Origin of the sequence: Streptomyces nanhaiensis (assembly GCF_046614825.1) — a bacterium.
Classification (GTDB): domain Bacteria; phylum Actinomycetota; class Actinomycetes; order Streptomycetales; family Streptomycetaceae; genus Streptomyces; species Streptomyces radiopugnans.
Window position 1 is genome coordinate 1 of the sequence record NZ_JBKJFM010000281.1, and the last position, 3447, is coordinate 3447.

At 76.1% G+C, this 3447-nt stretch carries 3 protein-coding genes and 1 pseudogene; all 4 read left to right on the top strand.

The features are described 5' to 3' along the window. A pseudogene (locus ACLIYP_RS29770) lies at positions 1–128 on the top strand (IucA/IucC family protein); the annotation flags it as partial. A 366-nt stretch (positions 129–494) separates the two neighbouring features. After that, positions 495–974, top strand: coding sequence for an NUDIX hydrolase (locus ACLIYP_RS29775; RefSeq protein WP_412716189.1), 480 nt, complete (start codon positions 495–497; stop codon positions 972–974). 55 nt (positions 975–1029) lie between these two features. Further along, on the top strand, positions 1030–1866 hold the full coding sequence (locus ACLIYP_RS29780) for a 3-hydroxybutyrate dehydrogenase (protein ID WP_412716190.1): 837 nt from the start codon (positions 1030–1032) through the stop codon (positions 1864–1866). A 114-nt stretch (positions 1867–1980) separates the two neighbouring features. Beyond that, positions 1981–3447 (top strand): GAF domain-containing protein (locus ACLIYP_RS29785; protein ID WP_412716191.1); only part of this gene is annotated, 1467 nt, incomplete at its 3' end.

A 3447-nucleotide genomic window follows, 5' to 3' on the forward strand; every position in this document is an offset into this window, starting at 1 on the left:
GCGAGGTGCGGCACCGACCCGCCGTCGCGGCGCTGCTGGAGGCAGGCCTGCTGCACGACCTCGGCCCGCACGGCGACCCCTGGCACCCGACCTCCTCCGTGCGCACCGTCCACCGGCCCGGCGTACCCGGCGGCGACCGCCAGCACCGCCAGCAGCACCCCCTCCGGCCGGGCGTCCCGCCCGGCCGCGCACAGCAGCACCCAGCCGGCGCAGCAGCCCAGCACCGCGGCACCGGCGACATCCGGCACGCCGCTTCGCTCCGGTGCGGCGGACAGCGGTCCGAGCGCCGGTGAAGCCATCGTCTGCGACCCCCCGAGACATACGGCCGCCGCGCCGGGCCCGGAGGTCTTCCGGACGCGTCGGCCACGGGCCGTGACGTGGGGGACACCGTAGCCCCTGGGGCCGACACCGGGATACGCCCCGGCGGCAACGGGGCCGCCCCGTCCCCGCGAGGCCGCCCGCGGCCTGCGGAGAGGGGTCCGTAGGCTCGCGGTATGGCGACTCCCGACTTCATCCGCGAACTGCGCACCGGCGTGGGGCGGCAACTGCTCTTCCTGCCCGGCACCAGCGCCGTCGTCTTCGACGACGAGGGCCGCGTCCTGCTCGTACGGCGGGCCGACACCGGCCACTGGTCGATCATCGGAGGCATCCCCGAGCCCGGCGAGCAGCCCGCCGACACCGTGGTGCGCGAGGTGTACGAGGAGACCGCGGTGCGGGCCGTGCCCGAGCGGCTGGTGCTGGTGCAGACGCTGGCCCCGGTCCGCTACCCCAACGGCGACGTCTGCCAGTTCGTGGACATGTCCTTCCGCTGCCGCGCGGCGGGCGGCCGGGCGCGGGTCAACGACGAGGAGTCCCTGGAGGTGGGGTGGTTCGGGCCGGACGAACTGCCCCCGCTGGAGGAGTTCGCGCTGACGCGCATCGAGCGGGCGGGGAACGACGGACCCACGTGGTTCCAGACCACCACGGGGGAGTGAAGTATGGGTGCGACGCACATCGGTGGGGAAGCGCCCGCTGCCTAGGGTGCTGGCCATGACCGCGCCGCGAACCCCGCGTACCGTCCCCCCGTCCCCCGCCCCCGGCCCGGCCCCGAGCGCCCCGGCCGTGCCGCTCGACCTCGCCGGGCGCACCGCCCTGGTCACCGGCGCGGCCGGAGGCATCGGCAGGGCCTGCGCCCTGCGGCTGGCCGCCGCGGGCGCCGAGGTCCGCGCGGTGGACCGGGACGCCGAAGGACTGCGGAGGCTGGCCGAGCGGGCGGAGGGTCTGCCCGGCGCCCTGAAGCAGGTCCACCTCGACCTCACCGACCTCGACGCCGCCGAGCGGGCCGCCACCGGCACCGATGTGCTGGTCAACAACGCCGGTCTCCAACTGGTCCGCCCCATACAGGACTTCCCGCCGGACGTCTTCCGCACCGTGCTGACCGTGATGCTGGAGGCACCCTTCCGGCTGGTGCGCGGCGCCCTGCCGCACATGTACGACCGGGGGTGGGGACGGATCGTCAACATCTCCTCGGTCCACGGGCTGCGCGCCTCCGCCTACAAGTCCGCGTACGTCAGCGCCAAGCACGGCCTGGAGGGGCTGTCCAAGGTCGTCGCCCTGGAGGGGGCCGCGCACGGCGTCACGTCCAACTGCGTCAACCCCGCCTATGTGCGCACCCCGCTGGTGGAGCGGCAGATCGCGGACCAGTCCGAGGCGCACGGCATCCCCGCCGACCGCGTGGTCTCCGAGGTCATGCTCGCCGACGCCGCCGTCAAGCGGCTGATCGAACCGGAGGAGGTCGCCGAGGCCGTCGCCTACCTCTGCGGCCCGCAGGCATCCTTCGTCACCGGCGCGTCCCTGGTGATGGACGGCGGCTGGACGGCGCACTGACCCGCGCGCCGGCGCACCCCTGGCGCAACCGACCCGTACCCCCGGCGCGCCCGGCGCACACGCCCGCGCACCGACCCTGGCGCGCCCGTACCACCGGCAGGTATCCCTGTGCCCATGTCCGAGCACCACGCCGCCGAGCCCGCCGCCGCGCCCGCCGCCCGACCGGCCGCCGAATCCGTACCACTGGCGTTCCTGGAACTCCTCGCCCGCGGCGCGCCCGCCGAGGAGTACGAGCGGCTCGGCCGGCCGGACGGCTCCCCCGCGGCGGACCGCGCCCGGCTGCTGGCCCTGCGGGTGCGCTCCGAACTGGAGGGGCGCCGCAGGCGCGAGGCGGAGCTGACGGCGCTGTTCGCCACCGCGCACGACCTGGCGGGGGTGCGGGAGCTGGACGACGTGCTGCGCGCCATCGTCCAGCGCGCCCGTTCCCTGCTGGGAACCGAGGTCGCCTACATGACCATCAACGACCCCGAGGCCGGCGACACCTACATGCGCGTCACCGAGGGGTCGGTCTCCGCCCGCTTCCAGCAGCTCCGCCTGGGCATGGGGGAGGGGCTGGGCGGACTGGTCGCCCAGACCGCCCGCCCCTACGTCACCGACGACTACATGCGCGACGAGCGCTTCCTGCACACCCGCAACATCGACTCCGGGGTCAGCGACGAGGGCCTGGTGGCGATCCTCGGGGTGCCGCTGATGCTCGGGCGCGAGGTGATCGGCGTGCTCTTCGCGGCCGACCGCCGCCCCCGCGTCTTCGACCGCGAGCAGGTCGCGCTGCTGGCCTCCTTCGCCGCCCACGCGGCCGTCGCCATCGACACCGCCCGGCTGCTGGCCGAGACCCGCGAGGCGATGGCCGAACTGGAGGCCGCCAACGCCATCATCCGCGACCGGAGCGCCGCCATCGAACGCTCCTCGGAAGTCCACGACCGGCTCACCGAACTGGTCCTGCGCGGCGGAGGCGTGGGCGACGTGGCCGCCGCCGTCTCCGAAGTCCTCGACGGCGGTGTGGAGTTCGCGGAGATCTCCGAAGAGGGCGGGAGCGCGCCCGCCCGGGCCGTGGAGCGCTCCCGCCGCGACGGCCACGCGGTGCGCGACGGCGACGCCTGGGTGGCGGCCGTCTCCGCGGGCGGCGAACTGCTGGGCGCGCTGGTGCTGCGCGGCCACCCCGAACTCGACCCCATGGACCAGCGCACCCTCGAACGCGCCGCCATGGTCACCTCGCTGCTGCTGCTCGCCCGCCGCTCGGCGGGCGAGGCCGAGCAGAGGGTGCGCGGCGAACTCCTGGACGACCTGCTGGACGCCGCCGACCGCGACCCCCGGCTGCTGCGCGAGCGCGCCGCCCGCCTCGGAGCCGACCTCGACGTCCCGCACGTCGTCCTCGCCGCCCGGCTGGACACCGACGGCGGCACGGGGCGGCGGGAGACCACCGACCGGCAGCGGCTGTGGTCGGCCGCCTCCCACCTGGCCGCCACCCGGCGCGGACTGGCCGCCGCCCGCGAGGGCGGCACCGTCCTGCTGCTGCCGCTGACCGGCGGGGAGGCCTCCGGAGGGTGCGCGGCCCCCGGAGACCCCGGGGACCCCGGGGGC

What these genes read in the sequence shown, in the direction of transcription:
- ACLIYP_RS29775 (WP_412716189.1), top strand. Translation starts at nt 495, where the DNA reads ATGGCGACTCCCGACTTCATCCGCGAACTGCGCACCGGCGTGGGGCGG.
- ACLIYP_RS29780 (WP_412716190.1), top strand. Translation starts at nt 1,030, where the DNA reads ATGACCGCGCCGCGAACCCCGCGTACCGTCCCCCCGTCCCCCGCCCCC.